The organism is Psychrobacillus sp. FSL K6-1415 (assembly GCF_038003185.1).
Lineage (GTDB): Bacteria > Bacillota > Bacilli > Bacillales_A > Planococcaceae > Psychrobacillus > Psychrobacillus psychrodurans.
This window is the reverse complement of record NZ_JBBOOQ010000001.1, coordinates 2,644,000-2,664,758: the sequence shown is the minus strand read 5'-3', so window position 1 is coordinate 2,664,758 and position 20,759 is coordinate 2,644,000. Positions and strand designations below refer to the sequence as shown.

Sequence of the window (20,759 nt, the reverse complement as noted above, 5' to 3'; positions counted from 1 at the left end):
AATTTATAATAATTCTAAATAAGATTTCATATGTTGTTCACAAATATACAAGGAACTAGCGGAAAGCTATGATATAATTGGACTTATGAAATGAACGTGAAGGGGAGACATATTCCATGCATACAATCGTGGTTGGTGTCAATTACCGTACTGCTCCTGTCGAAATTCGAGAAAAACTGTCGTTTGTCGAAGCGGAGTTACCGAATGCGATGCAAGCATTACAAGACCAAAAAAGTATATTAGAAAATGTCATCGTATCTACCTGTAATCGTACGGAGATCTACGCAACAGTTGATCAACTACACACTGGTAAATACTATGTGAAACAATTTTTAGCAAACTGGTTTGATATTCCATTAGAAAATTTATCTACCTATTTATTTGTTCACGAGGATGACCAAGCGAATAATCATTTGTTCCGTGTTACAGCGGGCATCGATTCAATGGTACTTGGTGAGACACAAATATTAGGGCAAGTGAAGAAAAGCTTTCTAAATGGACAAGAAAACGGAACTACAGGTACTATTTTCAATCAATTATTTAAGCAGGCTGTAACTTTTGCAAAACGTGCACATGCAGAGACTGCGATTGGAGAGAATGCTGTTTCCGTTTCTTACGCTGCGGTTGAGTTAGGAAAGAAAATATTTGGCTCATTAAACCACAAGCATGTTGTTATTTTAGGCGCTGGTAAAATGGGCGAGCTTGCAATTCAAAATCTACATGGTAGTGGAGCAGAAAAGGTAACGGTCATTAATCGTACTTTTGAAAAAGCAAAGGAGCTTGCTTCTAAATTTGATGGCAATGCAAAACCGATGGACGAGCTTCAATGTGCATTATTAGAGGCAGATATCCTTATTAGTTCAACAGGTTCAACTGAATTTGTGATTGATCTTGAACTAATGCAGTTTGTAGAGCGTCTTCGTAAAGGTAAACCATTATTCATGGTAGATATTGCTGTGCCGCGTGATTTAGATCCGCGTATTGGTGATCTTCCGAATGTATTCTTATATGATATCGATGATTTACAAGGAATTGTGGAAGCAAACTTAGCTGAAAGAGAACGTGCAGCTCAGCAAATCAACCAAATGATCGATACAGAAATAGAACAATTCAATGACTGGGTAACTACGCTTGGAGTTGTTCCAATTATTGCAGCACTTCGTCAAAAAGCGAATACTATTCAAGCAGAAACAATGGCTTCTATTGAAAATAAAATGCCAAATTTAACGGATCGTGAACGCAAGATTTTAAGTAAGCATACAAAATCGATCGTAAACCAGCTTCTAAAAGAACCAATTTTACAAGCGAAAGAACTGTCTGTAGCTAAAGATCCATCAGCTCAGCTACAACTATTCCAACAAATTTTTGGAATAGAAGAAGATGTGCAAAAGGAAGTAGCTATGCAAGCTGAAAAAGCGAAAATCAATTTAAAACGACAATTAATTGAGTCGAAAAATTTAAAAGAAAATCTATTATATAACTAAGTAAAGGAGGCGTTTTTATATCTGTATGGAGACAAATAGATATAATAAACGCCTTTTTACTATGTAAAAGGAGAATGTTATGACTGATCTGACGATGACAAGGCTTCATGAGATTATGGTCATTCTTCAAGCTATAAGCCTTGTCTTTTATTTTATTGATTATTTACATAAGGATCTAAGGGCACATCGACTAGCTGTGTGGTTACTTTTTGCGGTTGGTACTTTACAAACAATCTTCTTAATCATGTATATGATGGAGATGAAACGGTTTCCAATACTTTCGTTGTTTGAAGGAATCTATTTTTATGCTTGGTTAATTATCATGCTTTCTCTTGTTTTACAACTGGTATTTAAATTGGATCTACCTGCATTCTTTTTGAACTTGATTGGTTTTATTTTTATGACAATTCATACGTTTGCTCCAAATCCAATGGCACAGTCGCTGGTCGGGGATAACTTAAAATCAGAGTTGTTATTCATTCATATAATGTTTGCGTTATTAGCGTATGCAGCTTTTGCTTTAGCATTTGTTTTTTCGACATTATATTTAATACTATATAAAGTGTTAAAGAAGAAAAAATGGACAAACCAATTTACTCGTTTACCTTCTCTTCAACAAGCAGAAAATGGTATGAGTCTGTCAATTTTAACGGGAATTCCATTATTGTTTGTAAGTTTAGTTCTTGGGTTAGAATGGGCATATATATCTTTAGATGCTTTTCCACTCTACGATATTAAGATAGTCAATTCTTTTATAGTATTAGTAATTTATATTCTTGTTTTACTAATAAGAAAATCGGCAAAGATTAAAGGGACGAATTATGCGTGGATACATATTTATGCTTTTTTGTTTGTTTTGATAAATTTCTTATTAGGTAGTCAATTATCACAATTCCATATTTGGTATTAAAGAAAGGACGCGTTAAGTTATGCGTAAAATTATTGTAGGATCTAGAAGAAGTAAGTTAGCTTTAACTCAAACTAATTGGTTTATTCAACAAATGAAAGATATGGGAGCACCTTTTGAGTTTGAAGTGAAAGAGATTGTAACAAAGGGAGACCAGATTTTAGATGTTACACTTTCTAAAGTTGGTGGGAAAGGCCTTTTTGTTAAAGAAATAGAACAGGCACTTTACGACAAAGAAATCGACTTTGCTGTGCATAGTATGAAGGATATGCCATCTGTGTTACCAGAAGGTTTAGTCATGGGATGTACACCAAAACGTGTGGATGAACGTGATGCTTTTATATCAACAGGCCATGTGAAATTTGCTGATCTTCCAAAAGGAGCAGTAATTGGGACAAGTAGTTTAAGAAGAAGTGCCCAGCTATTATTATTGCGCCCAGACATCGAGATTAAATGGATTCGTGGTAATGTAGATACTCGCCTGCAAAAATTACAAGATGGCGAATATGATGCGATTATATTAGCAGCAGCGGGGTTGAAGCGTCTAGGCTGGAGCGATGAAGTAGTAACAGAATATTTGTCTGTGGAAGATTGCATACCAGCAGTTGGACAAGGAGCTCTTGCAATTGAGTGCCGAGCGGATGATAAAGAATTAAAAGACGAGCTATCAAAGCTATCTGATCATGATACATGGGTTGCAGTGGAAGCCGAGCGAGCATTTTTAGCTGCAATGGATGGTGGATGCCAGGTGCCAATTGCTGGACATGCAACAATCAGTGGCGATAAAATTACGATGACGGGATTAGTAGCAGCACCGGATGCATCTATCGTATATAAAGAAATATTAACTGGTACAAATGCAGATGCACTTGGGAAGGAACTAGCACGAATCGTAACTGAACAAGGAGCATACGATTTAATCCAACAAGTGAAGGCAGATTTGAATGTTTAATAATACTCCTTTGTTAGGAGAGAATGTCATCTTTACGGGCATTCAAAGATCATCGGAAGCATCAGATCTTGTGAAAAGATATGGTGGGAATGCAGTAATCGCTCCAATGATTGCTACAAAGGAGATAGTTAGTCTTCGTGACTTAGACCTACTACAGAGTTTAAACTCATATGACTGGCTTATTTTTACTAGTCAAAGTAGTGTAAAGGCATTTCATTCGAAAATGGTAAAATATCAGCTAGATGCAAGTTTTTTTACGGCTAAAATTGCAGTGGTTGGTACTAAAACAGCGAATGCCATTGAAAATTTGGGATTATCCGTTGATTTTACCCCTTCTACATTTAGTGCGGATATTTTTGTTCGGGAATTTCCAACAGTAGCATCCTTAACGGACCGCTGTATATTTGTTAAAGGTAATCTTGCGAAAGATACAATAACAGCAGGACTGCAAAATGATGTAAATGAATGGACTATCTATGAAACAGTAGAGTTAGAGGAAAATAAGGAATTAATAAAAACGCTATTAATGAGTGAGGAAAGTTGTTCTATTATCTTCACGAGTCCTTCGACTGCCGAGTTTTTTCATCGAAGTATAGGCGCCTCCTTTGGGTATGAAAATATCACGGTTTGTGCAATCGGACATATTACAAAAAAATTTTTAGAATCTAAAAAGGTTTCTGTGCAGGTTATGCCAGATACCTACACTTTAAGTGATGTCATCGTTAAATTAGCGGAATGGAAAGGAAGAGTGCAATGACTGAATTAGTTTTTCAACGTCATCGTCGTTTAAGACAATCAGCTGGGATTCGAGCAATGGTAAAGGAAACATATCTACATAAGGAAGACTTAATCTATCCTATATTTGTGATGGAAGGCGAGAATATCAAAAACGAAGTATCTTCCATGCCAGGTGTATTTCAATTCTCCCTTGATCGTTTAGATGTAGAAGTAGATGAAGTAGTGAATTTAGGAATTCCATCTGTTATTTTATTCGGACTTCCTGCTGAAAAAGATGCAGTTGGTACTGGGGCTTATCATGACCACGGAATTGTACAAAAAGCAATTCGTCAAATTAAAGCACGTCATCCACAACTAGTTGTTATAGCAGATACATGTCTTTGTGAATTTACAGACCACGGTCATTGTGGTGTAGTGGATGAAAATGAACGTATTTTAAATGATCCTTCCCTTGATTTGTTGGCGAAAACGGCAATTAGTCAGGCGGAAGCTGGCGCCGATATTATTGCTCCTTCTAATATGATGGACGGCTTTGTTGCTGCAATTCGTCTTGGTTTAGATGAAGCTGGGTATAAGGATGTGCCAATCATGTCTTATGCAGTAAAATATGCATCCGCATATTACGGACCTTTCCGTGAAGCAGCGGACGGAGCACCAAAATTCGGTGACCGCAAAACATACCAAATGGATTATTCGAATCGAATGGAAGCTATACGTGAAGCTTCATCTGATGTACAAGAGGGAGCAGACTTCCTAATTGTCAAACCGGCATTATCATATTTAGATATTATTCGAGATGTAAAAAATACATTTGCTACTCCGATTGTTGCATACAATGTATCCGGGGAATATGCAATGGTAAAAGCAGCAGCTATTAATGGCTGGATCAACGAAAAAGAAACAGTGCTTGAAACACTAACAGGAATGAAACGTGCAGGAGCAGATATGATATTAACTTATCATGCTAAAGATGTTGCCCGTTGGTTGGAGGGGAAATAATGACAAAATCATATGAGCAGTCTAAACAAGCATTTACAGAAGCGAAAGAGTTAATGCCAGGTGGTGTAAACAGTCCTGTACGTGCATTTAAATCAGTTGATATGGATCCTATTTTTATGGAAAGTGGAAAAGGTGCTATTTTAACAGACATCGATGGTAACGAATACATTGACTACGTTCTTTCATGGGGTCCTCTAATTTTAGGGCATACGGAACCAAATGTAGTGAAGGCTATCCAACAAGTTGCTGAAACAGGTACAAGCTTTGGAGCATCTACTCTAATTGAAACTAAATTAGCCAAATTAGTGATGGAGCGTGTTCCATCTATCGAGATGGTTCGTATGGTTTCTTCCGGTACGGAAGCAACCATGAGTGCTCTTCGCTTAGCTCGTGGTTATACAGGACGCAACAAAATTTTGAAGTTTGAAGGTAGCTATCACGGACACGGCGACAGCTTACTCATTAAAGCTGGATCGGGTGTTGCAACACTTGGATTACCAGATAGCCCAGGTGTACCTGAGTCTATTGCTAAAAACACAATAGCGGTACCGTATAATGATTTAGAAAGCGTACGCCATGTATTTGAAAACTTTGGAAATGATTTAGCAGCGGTAATCGTTGAGCCGGTTGCGGGTAATATGGGTGTTGTTCCTCCAGTTGAAGGGTTCTTAGAAGGACTCCGCGAACTAACTGAAAAAAATGGAACATTGTTAATTTTTGATGAGGTAATGACTGGTTTCCGTGTAGGCTACAATTGTGCACAAGGATATTATGGCATTACACCTGATTTAACTTGTTTAGGCAAGGTAATTGGTGGAGGACTTCCAGTAGGCGCTTTTGGTGGTAAACGTGAGATTATGGAAATGATTGCACCTGCTGGTCCTGTATATCAAGCTGGAACACTTTCAGGTAATCCATTAGCGATGACTGCCGGATATGAAACTTTAACCCGTTTAAACGAACAATCGTATGATTACTTTATCGAGCTAGGGGATATACTTGAAAAAGGTTTCCGAGAAGCAGCAACAAAATATAATATCCCACATACAGTGAACCGTGCTGGATCTATGATTGGTTTCTTCTTAACCAATGAAGATGTGATTAACTTCGATACAGCAAAAACGTCTGATTTAGAATTATTCGCTAAGTATTTCCGACTTATGGCAGAGGAAGGAATTTATTTACCCCCCTCTCAGTTTGAAGGATTATTCCTTTCAAGTGCCCATACCGTTGAACATATAGAGAAAACAATTCAAGCGTTCCATACAGTTTTCGAAAAATTATCTAACAACTAAATCAATTTCATAAAGAATATTATATAGTTAAATCCGAACAACGCTGATTTCCGCGGGCGCGGCTTCAATCTCCTCGTCACTTCGGAAACATATGCTCCTGCGGTTACTCGTCGCAAAGACATCGGTCAAACAAAGTTTGGCCAATGTCTTTCCTTCGGGGCTTTCAGCTCGCTCTGTTCCCGCTGGAGTCGCCGCCTGCCACTCCAATCAACGGGATCGCTTTTAAAAAACGAATAACATATTGCGATATTAAGTAAACATTCGTATTTTTAAATGAAACAAGTAATAATGAAATTGACTTAACTAAATAGAAATCGGAGCCTTGCATTAGTTGCAGGGCTCTTTTAGTCTAATATAATTGACATAAAAAGATTACTAAAATATAATTACTTACGAAAAGTAATCTAACGAGAATAATATAGAGATACTATTATGTTATAGAGAAATGAGGATTTAGAATGCAAAATGTGAAAGAAATATCAAATGATGTAGTGAATGTATTGAAAGATAAAATCCAAGTAATTAAAACCAAAGAAAGTTCAATTTATCTAGTCGGACCAATACGTCTTCCAGTAAATTTAAATGGAAATACAGTTATATTCCAATGGTATAGCTGGTTAAATAGTGATGAATACACAGAAGATATCAAAAAAATTATAAATAATTTATCTTCCTCTAACTTAGCTGAATACCAACAGTCCAGTGTGTTAGTATACGGAGATTTTAAAGAGGCGGAGCAGTCACTAATCCGTATGCACTCTATTTGTCACACAGGTGATATTTTTGGCAGTAAGCGTTGTGATTGTGGCTTCCAACTAAAACAGTCTATGCAAATGATTGTGAATAACGAAGCTGGCGCATTATTCTATTTAGCAAACCACGAAGGTAGAGGGATTGGTCTATTTAGTAAAGCAATGGCCTATATTCTACAAGAAAATGGTTCAGATACTGTAGAGGCAAATGAAAAACTTGGTTTTGTAGATGATTCTAGAAATTACAGCGATGCTATCGAGGTGTTAAAAGTATTGCGCACGAAACCAGTTACATTAATAACGAATAATCCAAAGAAAGTTACCGCTTTAAAGGATGCAGGCTTAGCAATAGAGGGGCGTACACCATTATGGGGAGACGTTTCGGAATTCAATGAGAAATATTTACACACGAAAATAAATCGCTCTGGTCATATGGAGGAAGAAGGGACTTTTCAAAATGACTAGTCATGCATTTTATATGGATATTGCACTGCAAAATGCTAGAGCTATGAAAGGACAAACTGATCCTAATCCATTAGTAGGAGCAGTTATCGTCAATAACAATCGCATTGTTGGTATTGGTGCACATATGAAACCAGGAGAGCCACATGCGGAAATTCATGCAATCAGGATGGCAGGGGAGCATGCGAAGGGTGCTACTATTTATGTCACACTTGAACCCTGCTCGCATCACGGAAGAACAGGTCCATGTGCAGAAGCGATTGTAGATGCTGGAATAGAAACGGTTGTCATTGCCACACTAGATCCGAATCCACTAGTATCTGGCCGAGGAGTGAAAATATTAGAAGATGCTGGAATTAATGTAATCTCAGGTATTCAGGAAGAAACTTCTAAAAGAATGAATGAAGTATTCAATAAATTTATCGTAACTGAAAAGCCTTTTGTCACTTTAAAATCGGGGATTACTTTAGATGGTAAAATTGCTTCTCATACTGCTCATAGTAAATGGATTACGTCTGCAGATGCACGAGAGGATGTTCATCATCTTCGAAACGAGCATTTAGCTATTTTAGTTGGAGTTAATACAGTAATTGAGGATAACCCCGAACTAACTACTCGTATTGAAAATGGTCGCAATCCTATTCGAATAGTTCTTGACTCATCTTTGAAAATTCCATTAGATGCAAAGCTCGTTACCGATCAGTTAGCTGAAACATGGATTTTCACAAGTGCTAATTATGATAATGATAAAAAAGAAAAGCTTGTCAATCAGGGAGTTCAAATTTTCCATACTACTGGACCTAATCATGTCAATGTACAAGAGGTCGTTCAATTATTAGGCGAAAAATCTATATCCTCTTTATTAATCGAAGGTGGTGGGACGATAAATGCAGCATTTTTAGAAAATAAATTAATAGATAAAGCTGTTATTTATATTGCACCTAAGCTAATTGGTGGTAAAAATGCTCCAACATTTATGGAGGGTACTGGCTTTGACCTGATGAGTGATGCGGTAGAGCTTGTTGATACGGATATTCAAAAAATAGGGAAAGACTTTAAGTTTGTTGGTTATCCAACTTATAAATAAGGTGTAATGAATGAGGGATATTATATGAAATTTGGATTTGATATAGATGATACATTGATCAATTTAAGAGAACATGCTTTTCATATTTACAACGAAAAGTTAGGACAACAAGTGCAGTTAGATAAATTTCATGCGCTAAACAGAGTAGAAATACATGAGTTATTTGGAATGTCCGATGAAGCAGGTTCGAAAATGTGGAATGAAACATTGGAACAAATATATTACACGAATTGTCCTACTTATCCTGATGCTGTAGAAACTCTAGTAGCACTACAAGAACAAGGACATGAGGTTTATTATATAACGGCTAGACCGACAGAACATCGGGAAAGAACGATGAAATGGCTAGCTGAACAGGGTTTTCCTGTCGTTGAGGAACGCTTTTATTGTGGCATGAAGGATCAAGCTAAAGTGAATATTATTCGAGACTTACAGTTGGATTATTATTTCGATGATAAGCCAGACGTATTAAATACTTTGACAGATGATACATTAAAAGTTTATGTTAAAACACAATCGTATAACCAACATCTTACTATTCCTAGGCTTACAAATTGGCTTGAACTAAAGCGAATTGTTGAAGAAAACAACGACAAAAAGCAATTCTAGGGTGAAATATGTTCTAACCCTTTTGTTCCTTTCATAAGTTGTCCTATAGAAGGAGGATGACTTATGGCAACAAGAACATGGGATGTAAAAGAGCAATTTCGATTTCCCCAAAGCTTTGGGGTTCCAAAGGAAATTAAAAATGTAGCAGTAACTCCTCAGTGTGAAATCGCAGAGAAGGAAGATTTTATCCAAGTAGTTGGTATATATCACATCACCTGCCACGTTAAATTCGAAGAAGGTGAAGAGGAACATCATGCTACTAGTGAATTCACAGAAATTGAGGATCTTGATTTGCAAGGTGAGGTTGGCTATTTCGAATATGCTGTACCAATGAGTATTGAAATTGGTAAAGACAAGTTAAAAGAAGGTTCCAAGCCAACAGTTCATGTGAACCATATTAACTCGAAACCTACTCAACAGATGGCTATTGAAGTTGGGTGGACAGTACATTGTGAATATGAGGAAGCTCCGGAACCAGAACCTACACCAGTTACACCTCTTGTAGAAGCAGAAAGTCCAAATCCTGCTGAGCCAATGGAAGTAAAAAATCCTCAAGGCGATGAATTTGAACTTCAATTTATATTAGATTTAGATGATGGATATTCTAAGCTCTCATTCCCATCAAATAATATTTTTGTAAAACAAAAAGCAGACGAATAGTAATAGGACCAGTAATATGATATCCCAAGTGGTGGGAACAATTAGCACTCGTATTAATTGAAATCCACAAATAGGTATACTAATATGCTTACAGTAGAAACGTGTTTTACGTAACCAATCAGGCAACAAATACGGATTATAACCTTTTCTCAATGTATTTCTCCTTTCACCATACTAGACTTGACGACATATAATAAAATCCTTTACAATAGGAACAACGTAAATAGTGATGCAATGAATGGGAAGAGTAAAATGATTTGGTTTTCAAAAGAAAGGAAACAATTTGCTGAAATGTTTCTGTCAACCACCATTTGAAGGTAGCCCACGAGCAGTATTTGTGAACCTAGAGTAGCAAATGCCGGTTTGAAGCCGTTATCGAATTGAGAGCGTGATGCGTTTTATTAGCATTCGCGAATAAAGGTGGTACCGCGAACAAACTCCTTCGTCCTTTAATGACGATAGGAGTTTTTTTATATTCTTTTTTAGGAGGAACAGACAATGACAAACGAGACAACGATGTCCACAAAGTATGATCCGCAGTCGATTGAAAAAGGTCGCTATGAGTGGTGGCTTGAAGGGAAATACTTCGAAGCTCATCCAGAAAGCGATAAAGAACCTTATACGATCGTAATCCCACCACCAAATGTAACGGGTAAATTACATTTAGGTCATGCGTGGGATACTACATTACAAGATATTATTGTTCGCATGAAACGTATGCAAGGGTATGATGCACTATGGTTACCAGGTATGGACCATGCAGGTATCGCAACACAAGCAAAAGTGGAAGAAAAGCTGCGTTCTAAAAATATTACAAGATATGATTTAGGTCGTGAAAAATTTGTAGAAGAAACATGGAAGTGGAAAGAAGAATATGCTGGTCATATCCGTGCACAATGGGCAAAACTAGGACTTGGCTTAGATTATTCACGTGAACGCTTCACATTAGACGAAGGATTATCAAATGCAGTAAAAGAAGTGTTCGTAAAGCTGTATAACAAAGGATTAATCTACCGTGGCGAATATATTATCAACTGGGACCCAGCTACAAAAACAGCACTATCTGATATCGAAGTAATTCACAAGGATGTACAGGGTGCATTCTATCATATGCATTACCCACTTACAGATGGTACTGGATCCATAGATGTTGCGACTACAAGACCAGAAACAATGTTAGGTGATACGGCAGTTGCAGTTCATCCAGAGGATGATCGTTACAAGCATTTAATCGGAAAAACAGTAAAACTTCCGATTATCGGTCGCGAGATCCCGATTGTAGGAGATGATTATGTAGATATGGAGTTTGGTAGTGGAGCAGTTAAAATTACACCTGCACATGACCCGAATGACTTTGAAATAGGAAACCGTCATAACCTACAACGTATTTTAGTAATGAATGAAGATGGTACGATGAATAAAAACGCTGCATCTTATGATGGTATGGACCGTTTTGAATGCCGTAAACAAATCGTAAAAGATTTACAAGATGCAGGTATCCTATTCAAAATTGAAGAGCATGCACATTCAGTAGGACATTCTGAGCGTAGTGGAGCAGTAGTTGAGCCTTACCTATCTACACAATGGTTCGTAAAAATGCAACCACTTGCTAAAGAAGCTATTAAACTTCAAGAAGCAGAAGGAAAAGTGAATTTTGTTCCGGACCGTTTTGAAAAAACTTACCTACGTTGGATGGAAAATATTCATGATTGGTGTATTTCACGCCAACTATGGTGGGGACATCGTATTCCTGCTTGGTATCACAAAGAAACTGGAGAAATATATGTTGGTCATGAAGCTCCTGCAGATGCGGAAAACTGGAATCAGGACAATGATGTATTAGATACTTGGTTCTCCTCTGCATTATGGCCATTTTCTACATTAGGCTGGCCAGATTCTGAAAACGAAGAGTTCAAAAAGTATTATCCTACGAATGCACTTGTAACTGGTTATGATATTATATTCTTCTGGGTTTCTCGTATGATTTTCCAAGGTATAGAATTTACTGGTACTCGTCCATTTGATGATGTATTAATCCACGGTCTAGTTCGTGCAGAAGATGGAAGTAAAATGTCGAAATCTCTTGGGAACGGCATCGATCCAATGGATGTTATTGATCAGTATGGTGCTGATTCACTTCGTTACTTCCTAAGTACTGGATCATCTCCTGGGCAGGATTTACGTTACTCTACAGAAAAAGTAGAGGCTGTATGGAACTTTGCTAACAAAATTTGGAATGCATCTCGTTTTGCATTAATGAATATGGATGGCTTGAAATTTGAAGAGATCAATTTAGATGGTAAAAAATCGGTTGCGGATGCATGGATTCTTACACGTTTAAATGAAACGATTGAGCAAGTAACAAGACTTTCGGAGCGCTACGAATTCGGTGAAGTAGGCCGTGCGCTTTATAACTTCATCTGGGATGATTTCTGCGACTGGTATATCGAAATGGCAAAACTTCCGCTTAATGGGGAAGACGAAGCAGCAAAAAATATGACGCGCTCTGTGCTAGCTTATGTTTTAGACAATACTATGCGTTTGTTACACCCATTTATGCCATTCATCACCGAGGAAATCTGGCAAAACCTTCCGCATGAAGGGGAATCGATTACAGTTGCTGCTTGGCCGACTGTAAATGAAGCACTTTCCAATAAAGAAGAAGCGGATAATATGAAATTACTTTCTGAAATTATCCGCTCCGTTCGTAATATTCGTTCGGAAGTACAAACACCAATGAGCAAGAAAGTACCATTATATGTATCAGCGAAGGATGCAAATACATTAGCGGTGTTAGAAGCAAATGCTAAGTATTTAGAACGCTTCTGTAATCCAGAACCACTTGTATTTGGATTAGATTTAGAAGCTCCAAATCAGTCCATGTCTGCTGTAGTTACCGGAGCGGTTTTATACCTACCACTACAGGGATTAATCGATATAGATGCTGAGAAAGCTCGCTTAACAAAAGAGTTAGAAAAATGGGCAAAAGAAGTAAAGTTAGTACAAGGAAAACTTTCTAATGAGCGCTTCGTTTCAAAAGCACCTGAAGCAGTAGTTGCAGAGGAACGTGCAAAAGAAGCGGACTATCTAGAAAAACACGCTGCTGTGTTGAAGCGTATGGAAGAATTGAATAGTCTATAAGAATGGAGCGCACACTCGTTAATCTGAGTGTGCGCTTATTTATATGGTGGAAAGTTTCTTCAGATTCTAGTGATTCTTCATTTCATTCTAGCGATTCTCATTTGTATTCTAGTGATTTTTCTCTACATTCGAGTGATTCTCGGAAACATTCTAGCGATTCTTATCATATGCCAAAAAAGAGAGGACGAATTAATTCTCGTCTCTCTCATTTTTTGTAAGTTTATTATCGATATATTCCATAATAGGTTCTGCAATATCCTGCTTAGTAGTTTTGAAATAGGACCTTGCACCAACGGGATCTTCTATTTCATTGAAAAGCCAACTCTCATCAGGTAAGAGTAAAAAATCGATACCAATATAATCACTTTTTAAAGCTTTAGCAATTTTCTCTACCTCTGTAAGTTGTTGTGAGTTAAGTGTATATTTTTCAACCGCTCCACCTAATGTGAAATTAGATTTAAAGCTATCTTTTGGACCGGTTCTTTTTACTGCACCCACTACTTCTTCACCAAGCATGAATATTCGAACATCGGTAGCATTTGTTTCAATATAATGTTGTGCGATAATCGTTTCCTCGGAAAATGTATTCAAATAAGTAGATGCCTCTTTTTCGGTGTGTACTAATTCGACTTGTTTTCCACCGTGACCATTTATCGTTTTTAGTACTACAGGATATTCTTTTATTTCAGAAACAGTTGTTATCTTTTTAGTTGGAACAGTTGCGATTCCTAGAAGTTGAACGAGCTGTATTGCTTTTAATTTGTCATTAGCAATAACATTCACTTCTGCACGATTGAACATTGGTATATTTCGTTGTTCTAATTTCTTTGATAATTGTGGATTTCTTGTACGGAAAAATATAAAATCTGCTTGTGGAATGGGCTCCTTGTCATCTACTACTGTTAAGGTATGCGAAAAAGTACTTGCGGCCTTTATTAATCGGTCGATAAAGCTACGATTTCGTTCTATTTCTGCCCTCTCGTATATGAGTAACCCTTTCATACAACAGCAGCTCCAATTTTTGATTGAATATAATCGATCATAGCATCTCCAACATTTATTCCGGTTACATTATAGATATTTCTAATATGGGCAACCCCATTTACTTCACAAACTAGAGGTTCTTCATTTTCCCCAAACAACAAATCGACTCCCGCGAACTCTGCGCCTAAAGCTTCCGCAGCTTGTATCGCCACATCTTTTTGTCTTTGTGTGAGAATAATAGGAGAGGCAGAGCCGCCATTTGTTATATTGGCACGGAAATCTGTTTGTGATTCACGGAGCATACATGCAACGACTTGCCCGCCTACTACATTTACACGGATATCTCTACCTTTACTATTTTCGATAAATTGTTGGAAGACATATTCAATACCTGCTAACTCCTCTACTTTTGCAAAGAATTGTTCCCTTGTTTCAATTAAATATACTTTCATACCAAATGAGCCGTGTGCCTCTTTAATAATCATAGGTAAAGAAAGTATTTGGAGTACCTGCTCGTAATAGCCCGATTCTTTAATAGAAAACCCTGGATACACTTTAGGTGCAACAATTGTTGTTGGCATTGGCACTTGAGCATTTGCTAACATCATGTATTGCCTTGCTTTATTATCACAAATTTCAATTACGTTTGGATCATTAAATACTGGTATACCTTCGTTTTTCAAATACTGGGCAAGCAAAATATCTTTGTCAAGAAACACGACAAAATCAGGTTTAGCATGTAAATTTTGCTGGACATTCATTAGCAATTCATAATTTTTCACTAGAATGGCATGAATATCATGTCTATCCGCAGCTTCTTTCAATAGAAGTGCTTGATCGATAAATTTATCATGTGTAAGACTACCGTTATAAACGATCCAACATGTTTGCATAATGAATGACCTCCACTAGTACGTGTTATAATGTGTTCACAAGAAGTTTAGCACGAAATTTAATCAGACGGAATAGGGTGAACTACGTGGAAATAAAAAACTTTAATAAATACAAAATAAAATGGAATATACAAAGTGAAACGGTTATAAAACCAGGTCTTGAAACGATACAAGCTGCACTACAAAAACTTGGAAATCCCCAGGACAAGCATAAAGTGATTCATGTAGCTGGAACAAATGGTAAAGGATCTACTATTGCTTTTTTATCAGCGCTAGCAAAGGAACATGGCTTGTCCTACGCCTCGTTTACTAGCCCGAGTATCTTTGATGTCCATGATCAAATTCAGATAAATAGTATACCCGTTACAGAAAAACAAATGGATAAAGCATTTTTACATATGCAAAAACGAGGAATTAGTGGAATGTTAACAGATTTTGAATTACTAACCGTTACAGCCTTTGTTGTCTTTGAAGCGCTAGAATTAGATATTGTATTCATAGAGGCAGGTATGGGTGGAAGACTAGATAGTACAAATGTTATGAAAAAATCAGTGGCTGTTATACCTAGCATATCCATAGATCATACAAATTTCTTAGGCGACACAATTGAAAAAATTAGTTGGCATAAAGCAGGAATTTTAAAATACAATAGCCAATTAGTTATAGGGTCCTTTATAGAGCCAGCAAAAACTGTCGTATATAAAGAAGTGGAAGATAAAAAAGCGGATGTCTTAGAGTACAGTGAAAATTTTCATATAAAGAATCATCAATATACTTATAAAGAATATTCATTTTCTAATTTAAGTCCCCAAATGATAGGGAGTCACCAACAAACAAATATGGCTATAGCCATTACAGCATTACTAATAAGTGGTTTTAAACTAGTAGAACCTAATGTGCAAGCAGCTGTAAAAAAAGCAAGATTGCCAGGTAGAATGGAGAAAATAAAGGATAACCTTTATTTGGATGGTGCCCATAATCAAGCGAGTATTGATGCATTGGTGGAAACTATTAAAGAAAATTTCTTTAACAAAAATATACATTTTATAGTAGGAATTTTAAGGGATAAGGATTATGTCTATATGTTAAGGAAGTTAGAGGAAATTGCTAGTTCTTTTGAATTTGTAAACTTCCAACATGAAAGAGCTTTAAATGCTAATATTTTGTATAAACACTGTACGCATAGTGTAAAGAGTATAACTTTAGATGCATATGACGTTGATTTGCTTAAGGGATTTGAAAATGATGTTACAATAGTCACTGGCTCTTTTTATTTTATCGCAGAATTGAAGGGAAAAACAGGAATTTAGTATTTGAAACTTTCAGACAACTTAGTGATATAATAATTTTATTAAAAAGTGTGTGTTTAGTAGTAGTTATTTAGATAGAAAGGAGATTAATAGTCAGATGAATTTTACAAAAAAAGCACAAAGAATTATGTTTGCTTTGTGGCTATTATTTGTTCCGCCTGGAACTCTCTTAATGTATTTATATTCTCCCGCTAGACCTGGTGAATGGGAAGGTTACGGAGCTTTTTTACTATTAGCGTTACTTTCAAGTATTTTTCCATTTTTTATAGCTGGAACTACTTTTGTTTTGGTCATATGGGTTCAAATTGCAATCTTTTTAAAGTATGGGATTTTAGCAGAGCTTATCTCCATGCAAATTTGTATGATACCGCTTTCATATCATTTGAAAATTTCAAGAGATTCCTTATTTAAGTATTTCTTTAATTCGTTTATGTTTTTTTCTCTTTCTGTCATATGCGGTACTTTAATAGTCTTATTAGGCTATGAAATAGGTAGTGTAAAAATAGGAGATGTAATTATATATGGTTCTATTTTTGCGATATCTTATTTAATAATAAACCATCTGTTCCTTTATATGAGGGAATATTTATGTAATATGAAAGTTATATTTTTCTCGAAAGACTTCTACTGGGAATTTGCATGTCTGTTTATAACATTACCGTTTGGTTTAGGTTTATATCTATTTGAACACTCAACGGGCAATACTGCTTTGTGGTTATTAGGGCTACCCTTAATATCGATCACATTATTAATACGTATGTATAGTGATTCAGAAAAAGTAAATGCCGATTTAAATGAGGCAAGTGAATTTGGACATCAGCTTGCGGAGCGCATGACTTCGACAGAAATATTGGATATGTTCTTGAAAAGATTATCTGATATGTTCCCATTTAATGCAGGGTACATTGTCGATAATGTTGAAGATAACTTTTTTGTTTTACGAGCAAGAGAAGACGGGGAAAACAAAGAACTAGAATATGTACATGATGATATAAAATATAGCCTAGCTGGTAAAGGATATGAAAAAGGAGAACCAATTCTTTACAATAAACAGACAGAATGGACACATATGAAACCGCCTTTTTTAGCGGATGATATGCAAAGTGTCATGTGTGTGCCTATCTATAGAAATCAAAAAATTGAAGGCGTTCTTGTTTTGGCAGCAAGAGAGAAGTTTGCATTTGAATCGTATCAACTAAAAATTGTCCATCTTCTTTGCTCATATTTTGCTGTTTCATTAGAAAAAGCTAGGTATGTAAAAGAAGCAGTAGAGAAAAGTGAAATTTGCGATCTAACGAAGATTTATAATTATAGGTATTTAGACAAGCAATTGAAGTTAGATATCTCAAGATTGAATAATGGAGCTTTTAGAACAGTTTCCTTAATCATGATGGATATCGATAAATTTAAAGCTGTCAATGATACGTATGGCCACCATAGTGGAAACATTATCTTACAGGAATTTGCAAATATTATTAAAAAAGAAATTGGTTTTAATGGGACGGTTGGGAGATATGGTGGAGAAGAATTCGTTATTATCTTACCTAATTATACGAAATTGCAGGCGATGAAGGTAGCCGAGCAACTTCGAAGGAAAATTGAGCAAACTCCATTTATGGTACCTCTCGATTTAGGAGAAATATCACGAGAAGAAATAATATTCATTACCGCAAGTATTGGTGTTTCTACAGCACCAGAAGACAGTGATGAAGGACTGTCCTTACTTCGAAATGCAGACCGTGCCTTGTATATTGGAGCGAAGCAAGCGGGTAGGAATCGAGTTGCGGAGTATGTGAGATAGATGTTATAGTGAATTAGGACCAATTAGATTAAGCTAATTGGTTTTTTTTTATTAGAAATAACAAACTGATAGGCAAAGGGAATGAAAAAAATGATAAATAAAGTAAGTGAACATTTTAATAATAAAGGCTTAACACTAGTCGAAGTTTTAGTATCCATCATTCTAATCTCGTTAATTTTGTTTACATTTTTTTCGTTTTTAATTCAATCTGCAAAAACTGGGAAAACTTCAGAAGAAGTAGTGGATGGAACATACTTAGCGCAACTAGAAATGGAAAAGTTATATGAGGTTAGTAGAAAGGGAGATTTTAACTCTGGTATCGATGAAATAGTAAATAGTTTAACATATAAACAAATTACTTCAACTACACAGGATGAATATGTATTTGAAAAGAGTATTGATGGTAGATACATTAAGTTGAAATTAAAAGAACATTCATATCCAGGAATGTCGTATTTAATTATAGAAGTTTTTGACCAAGAAAATGGAACAAGGCCTAGAGCTAAAATGGAAACTATTTTAGAATGGGGGTCATAATTGATGTGGAAACAATGGAATAACGAGAAGGGTATCACGCTCGTTGAACTTCTTGCAGCTGTTGTGCTCGCTAGTATAGTAATGTTATTAGTTTTCAGTGTGCTGATGTCTGGTACCAAACAATACAAGAATCAACTTGAAAAAAACAACCAACTAACGGATATTTCTTATGCATTAAAAATGATTACAAAAGATATTAGAAAGACAGAGAATCCTCGAATAATTAGTAAAAGTGAAATAGAGTTGAACGGCATTAATTATTCAAAAGTTGGCAATACAATTACTAGAAATGGTGATGTAATTGCTCGCGACATTGAAATATTTTTTGTTGATGATGGTTATGAGACGGGAAAATATGATGAAAAAAATATTAAATGGTTTATTGAAATAAAGAGTTTAGACCAGAAAGAAACCAAAAAGACTGAAATTTATATTAGGAAAGGAGATGAATAAGTTTGAAGTCCAATTACGAGGGAAAACTCAGACTATTAAATGCTAGAGGTTTTACGCTCTTAAGTGTATTAATGTTAGTAATTCTAATTACTGTTTTAGGAGTAAGTATACTAGCAGTAACGAGTAATAGCTTGAAATTATCTGCAAATGAACGGACTGATCAATCTACTTTTTATATAGCTGAAGCTGGTATTGTTGTTACTAGAAAAGATGCGGAGAATAAATTGCAACAAGCATATAGTAATGCTTATAACGAGACGCTTAAGGATTATAAGGAAGCAGAAGAAGATTACTTTCGGCGACCTATTAAAGAGCAAACAGGGTTTAAATTTGATTTTGCACGTGTATTAGAAGAGTATTACGCAGAATATGTGGGAAAAGTTCTACCTGAATCATGGAGTGTACATTCCGATAGTGAAAGTTATAAAAGCAGATTTAAATTTGAATCTAATTATAGTGAGAATAATTCAAAAATTACTCCGATTGCAAGAGTACTAGTCACTAGAGAGAGAAATAGTGATGAGGAAGTAGAATATAATATGACCTCAGTTGGTACAATTGGCAACAAGGAGCGTATCGTATCCCAGAAAATAATAGTCAATCTAAAAGTTGGAAACTTGGGGGAACCCGGAACACCAGGAACTCCGGGAACACCAGGAACACCTGGTCATGGCGGAGGGCCAGTCGAAGGATTGCCAGAAGATACAGCTATAATTGTGAAGAATGGAATAAAAATAAAAAGTTCAACTGTTACAGGGAATATTGGTACTTTGAAATCAGGTACTGGAAGTATAGTTATAGATTGGGGGGTGCCTACTATAAATGGGTTGTTTTATGTACCAAGTGGCTCGGAAAAGACAGCATTATCAAAACCAGCACAAATGGGGTTTACCACTAAAGTAAATGGAGGAGCGGCAGGGACTATTCCGGAACTACCTTCTTTCCCATCTCCACCAAAATATACTTCTTTAGGTAACTATACTCCTCTTGAATATGGATCTTCTTCCTTAAAAGTGCAAAATAATTCATCAATAGGAAATTTGAAAGTATCAGGGAGTCATACTTTAACAATAGATATAGGAGATGAGGATAAAGAACTTGTACTAGACAACTTAGAAATAAGTGGTGAAGCGCAAGTAATTATTAAAGGAACAGGGAAGTTAACACTACATGTAAAAAATAAACTTTATATTACAGGCAGCGGGAAGTTTAATGTACAATCCTCTAACAAAAATGCAGAAATCTTTTATTCAGGAAATGAAGTGCTTGGTAAGAACTTTGGTGGAGGGGCAGAAATACATGCTTCTATATATGCCATGAGGGCAAATGTAGATATCGCCTCAAGTACGAAAGTATATGGGAATATTCTTTCTGGTGGTAGTTCATTTATTGTACGTGGGGAGGGAAAGGTAGGTCCTTCCTTATACTTTGCTCCTAATGCACATTTTGAAGTTAGAAATAGCGGAAAAGTAACCGGAACCATTATTGGTAATTCTATTAGTATGGAGGGAGAGGGATTAGTTCAATATGGAGAACCGCAATTTAATACTTGGGTTCCTGGAACTCCTAGTACACCAGGTACGCCTGGGACACCTCCAACAGAATCCGAAAATCCTGAATTAACAAAAACAGAACCATTAATTGAAATCTAGTATCCCACCTTGATCGAATTCATCAGTTAACATAAAATATATC

The 20,759-nt window shown here is 36.2% G+C and carries 18 protein-coding genes and 1 other annotated feature; of the genes, 16 read left to right on the top strand and 2 right to left on the bottom strand.

What is annotated here, in order from left to right:
- Positions 1 to 116: 116 nt before the first annotated feature.
- The 11 genes from hemA (at position 117) to MKY60_RS12570 (ending at position 13,086) form a co-directional block, all read left to right on the top strand.
- Positions 117 to 1,484, top strand: coding sequence for a glutamyl-tRNA reductase (hemA, locus tag MKY60_RS12620; protein ID WP_340930041.1), 1,368 nt, complete (start codon positions 117 to 119; stop codon positions 1,482 to 1,484).
- Between the two features lie 79 nt (positions 1,485 to 1,563).
- Positions 1,564 to 2,394, top strand: coding sequence for a cytochrome c biogenesis protein CcsA (gene ccsA, locus MKY60_RS12615; protein WP_090564083.1), 831 nt, complete (start codon positions 1,564 to 1,566; stop codon positions 2,392 to 2,394).
- 19 nt (positions 2,395 to 2,413) lie between these two features.
- Positions 2,414 to 3,343 (top strand): hydroxymethylbilane synthase, encoded by a 930-nt coding sequence (gene hemC / locus MKY60_RS12610; protein ID WP_340930040.1) that lies wholly within the window; start codon positions 2,414 to 2,416, stop codon positions 3,341 to 3,343.
- Positions 3,336 to 4,100 carry a uroporphyrinogen-III synthase gene (locus MKY60_RS12605; RefSeq protein WP_340930039.1) on the top strand — a complete coding sequence of 255 codons (765 nt, stop codon included), beginning with the start codon at positions 3,336 to 3,338 and terminating at the stop codon, positions 4,098 to 4,100. Before hemC ends, MKY60_RS12605 begins: the two co-directional genes overlap by 8 nt.
- On the top strand, positions 4,097 to 5,080 hold the full coding sequence (hemB, locus tag MKY60_RS12600) for a porphobilinogen synthase (protein WP_340930038.1): 984 nt from the start codon (positions 4,097 to 4,099) through the stop codon (positions 5,078 to 5,080). Before MKY60_RS12605 ends, hemB begins: the two co-directional genes overlap by 4 nt.
- A complete protein-coding gene (gene hemL / locus MKY60_RS12595) occupies positions 5,080 to 6,375 on the top strand; it encodes a glutamate-1-semialdehyde 2,1-aminomutase (RefSeq protein ID WP_241596740.1) in 1,296 nt (431 codons plus the stop codon). Before hemB ends, hemL begins: the two co-directional genes overlap by 1 nt.
- A gap of 458 nt (positions 6,376 to 6,833) precedes the next feature.
- A complete protein-coding gene (locus tag MKY60_RS12590; protein ID WP_340930037.1) occupies positions 6,834 to 7,592 on the top strand; it encodes a GTP cyclohydrolase II in 759 nt (252 codons plus the stop codon).
- Positions 7,585 to 8,676: a bifunctional diaminohydroxyphosphoribosylaminopyrimidine deaminase/5-amino-6-(5-phosphoribosylamino)uracil reductase RibD gene (ribD, locus tag MKY60_RS12585; RefSeq protein WP_340930036.1), complete on the top strand. Its 1,092-nt coding sequence runs from the start codon at positions 7,585 to 7,587 to the stop codon at positions 8,674 to 8,676. Before MKY60_RS12590 ends, ribD begins: the two co-directional genes overlap by 8 nt.
- A gap of 24 nt (positions 8,677 to 8,700) precedes the next feature.
- The gene (locus MKY60_RS12580) at positions 8,701 to 9,285 is read left to right on the top strand and encodes a 5' nucleotidase, NT5C type (RefSeq protein WP_090564069.1); all 585 of its coding nucleotides are present in this window, start codon (positions 8,701 to 8,703) and stop codon (positions 9,283 to 9,285) included.
- Positions 9,286 to 9,348: 63 nt separating this feature from the next.
- On the top strand, positions 9,349 to 9,945 hold the full coding sequence (locus MKY60_RS12575; RefSeq protein ID WP_093496508.1) for a hypothetical protein: 597 nt from the start codon (positions 9,349 to 9,351) through the stop codon (positions 9,943 to 9,945).
- Positions 9,946 to 10,170: 225 nt separating this feature from the next.
- Positions 10,171 to 10,398, top strand: a binding site (T-box leader).
- A 45-nt stretch (positions 10,399 to 10,443) separates the two neighbouring features.
- Positions 10,444 to 13,086, top strand: coding sequence for a valine--tRNA ligase (locus MKY60_RS12570; protein ID WP_340930035.1), 2,643 nt, complete (start codon positions 10,444 to 10,446; stop codon positions 13,084 to 13,086).
- A gap of 189 nt (positions 13,087 to 13,275) precedes the next feature.
- On the opposite strand, the gene MKY60_RS12565 is transcribed toward MKY60_RS12570, so the two are convergent.
- Together MKY60_RS12565 and MKY60_RS12560 are read right to left on the bottom strand one after the other, a co-directional pair.
- Entirely contained in the window at positions 13,276 to 14,088 is an 813-nt protein-coding gene (locus MKY60_RS12565) for an ATP-grasp domain-containing protein (RefSeq protein WP_340930034.1), read from the bottom strand.
- Positions 14,085 to 14,963 (bottom strand): ATP-grasp domain-containing protein, encoded by an 879-nt coding sequence (locus MKY60_RS12560; RefSeq protein ID WP_093496511.1) that lies wholly within the window; start codon positions 14,961 to 14,963, stop codon positions 14,085 to 14,087. The genes MKY60_RS12565 and MKY60_RS12560 overlap by 4 nt, the downstream gene beginning before the upstream one ends.
- A gap of 86 nt (positions 14,964 to 15,049) precedes the next feature.
- On the opposite strand from MKY60_RS12560, the gene MKY60_RS12555 reads away from it, so the two are divergent.
- From MKY60_RS12555 to MKY60_RS12535, 5 genes are all read left to right on the top strand, one after another.
- Positions 15,050 to 16,273 carry a bifunctional folylpolyglutamate synthase/dihydrofolate synthase gene (locus tag MKY60_RS12555; RefSeq protein WP_340930032.1) on the top strand — a complete coding sequence of 408 codons (1,224 nt, stop codon included), beginning with the start codon at positions 15,050 to 15,052 and terminating at the stop codon, positions 16,271 to 16,273.
- Between the two features lie 97 nt (positions 16,274 to 16,370).
- Positions 16,371 to 18,074: a sensor domain-containing diguanylate cyclase gene (locus MKY60_RS12550; RefSeq protein ID WP_340930030.1), complete on the top strand. Its 1,704-nt coding sequence runs from the start codon at positions 16,371 to 16,373 to the stop codon at positions 18,072 to 18,074.
- Positions 18,075 to 18,164: 90 nt separating this feature from the next.
- Positions 18,165 to 18,611, top strand: coding sequence for a type IV pilus modification PilV family protein (locus MKY60_RS12545; protein ID WP_340930028.1), 447 nt, complete (start codon positions 18,165 to 18,167; stop codon positions 18,609 to 18,611).
- Between the two features lie 3 nt (positions 18,612 to 18,614).
- Positions 18,615 to 19,064 (top strand): PilW family protein, encoded by a 450-nt coding sequence (locus MKY60_RS12540; RefSeq protein ID WP_340930027.1) that lies wholly within the window; start codon positions 18,615 to 18,617, stop codon positions 19,062 to 19,064.
- Positions 19,065 to 19,066: 2 nt separating this feature from the next.
- Entirely contained in the window at positions 19,067 to 20,716 is a 1,650-nt protein-coding gene (locus MKY60_RS12535) for a pilus assembly PilX family protein (protein ID WP_340930025.1), read from the top strand.
- The last annotated feature ends 43 nt before the right edge of the window (positions 20,717 to 20,759 follow it).

Excerpts from the sequence above, each read along its gene's own strand:
- hemA (WP_340930041.1), top strand. The coding sequence starts at position 117 with ATGCATACAATCGTGGTTGGTGTCAATTACCGTACTGCTCCTGTCGAA.
- ccsA (WP_090564083.1), top strand. The coding sequence starts at position 1,564 with ATGACTGATCTGACGATGACAAGGCTTCATGAGATTATGGTCATTCTT.
- hemC (WP_340930040.1), top strand. The coding sequence starts at position 2,414 with ATGCGTAAAATTATTGTAGGATCTAGAAGAAGTAAGTTAGCTTTAACT.
- MKY60_RS12605 (WP_340930039.1), top strand. The coding sequence starts at position 3,336 with ATGTTTAATAATACTCCTTTGTTAGGAGAGAATGTCATCTTTACGGGC.
- hemB (WP_340930038.1), top strand. The coding sequence starts at position 4,097 with ATGACTGAATTAGTTTTTCAACGTCATCGTCGTTTAAGACAATCAGCT.
- hemL (WP_241596740.1), top strand. The coding sequence starts at position 5,080 with ATGACAAAATCATATGAGCAGTCTAAACAAGCATTTACAGAAGCGAAA.
- MKY60_RS12590 (WP_340930037.1), top strand. The coding sequence starts at position 6,834 with ATGCAAAATGTGAAAGAAATATCAAATGATGTAGTGAATGTATTGAAA.
- ribD (WP_340930036.1), top strand. The coding sequence starts at position 7,585 with ATGACTAGTCATGCATTTTATATGGATATTGCACTGCAAAATGCTAGA.
- MKY60_RS12580 (WP_090564069.1), top strand. The coding sequence starts at position 8,701 with ATGAAATTTGGATTTGATATAGATGATACATTGATCAATTTAAGAGAA.
- MKY60_RS12575 (WP_093496508.1), top strand. The coding sequence starts at position 9,349 with ATGGCAACAAGAACATGGGATGTAAAAGAGCAATTTCGATTTCCCCAA.
- MKY60_RS12570 (WP_340930035.1), top strand. The coding sequence starts at position 10,444 with ATGACAAACGAGACAACGATGTCCACAAAGTATGATCCGCAGTCGATT.
- MKY60_RS12565 (WP_340930034.1), bottom strand. The coding sequence starts at position 14,088 with ATGAAAGGGTTACTCATATACGAGAGGGCAGAAATAGAACGAAATCGT.
- MKY60_RS12560 (WP_093496511.1), bottom strand. The coding sequence starts at position 14,963 with ATGCAAACATGTTGGATCGTTTATAACGGTAGTCTTACACATGATAAA.
- MKY60_RS12550 (WP_340930030.1), top strand. The coding sequence starts at position 16,371 with ATGAATTTTACAAAAAAAGCACAAAGAATTATGTTTGCTTTGTGGCTA.
- MKY60_RS12545 (WP_340930028.1), top strand. The coding sequence starts at position 18,165 with ATGATAAATAAAGTAAGTGAACATTTTAATAATAAAGGCTTAACACTA.
- MKY60_RS12540 (WP_340930027.1), top strand. The coding sequence starts at position 18,615 with ATGTGGAAACAATGGAATAACGAGAAGGGTATCACGCTCGTTGAACTT.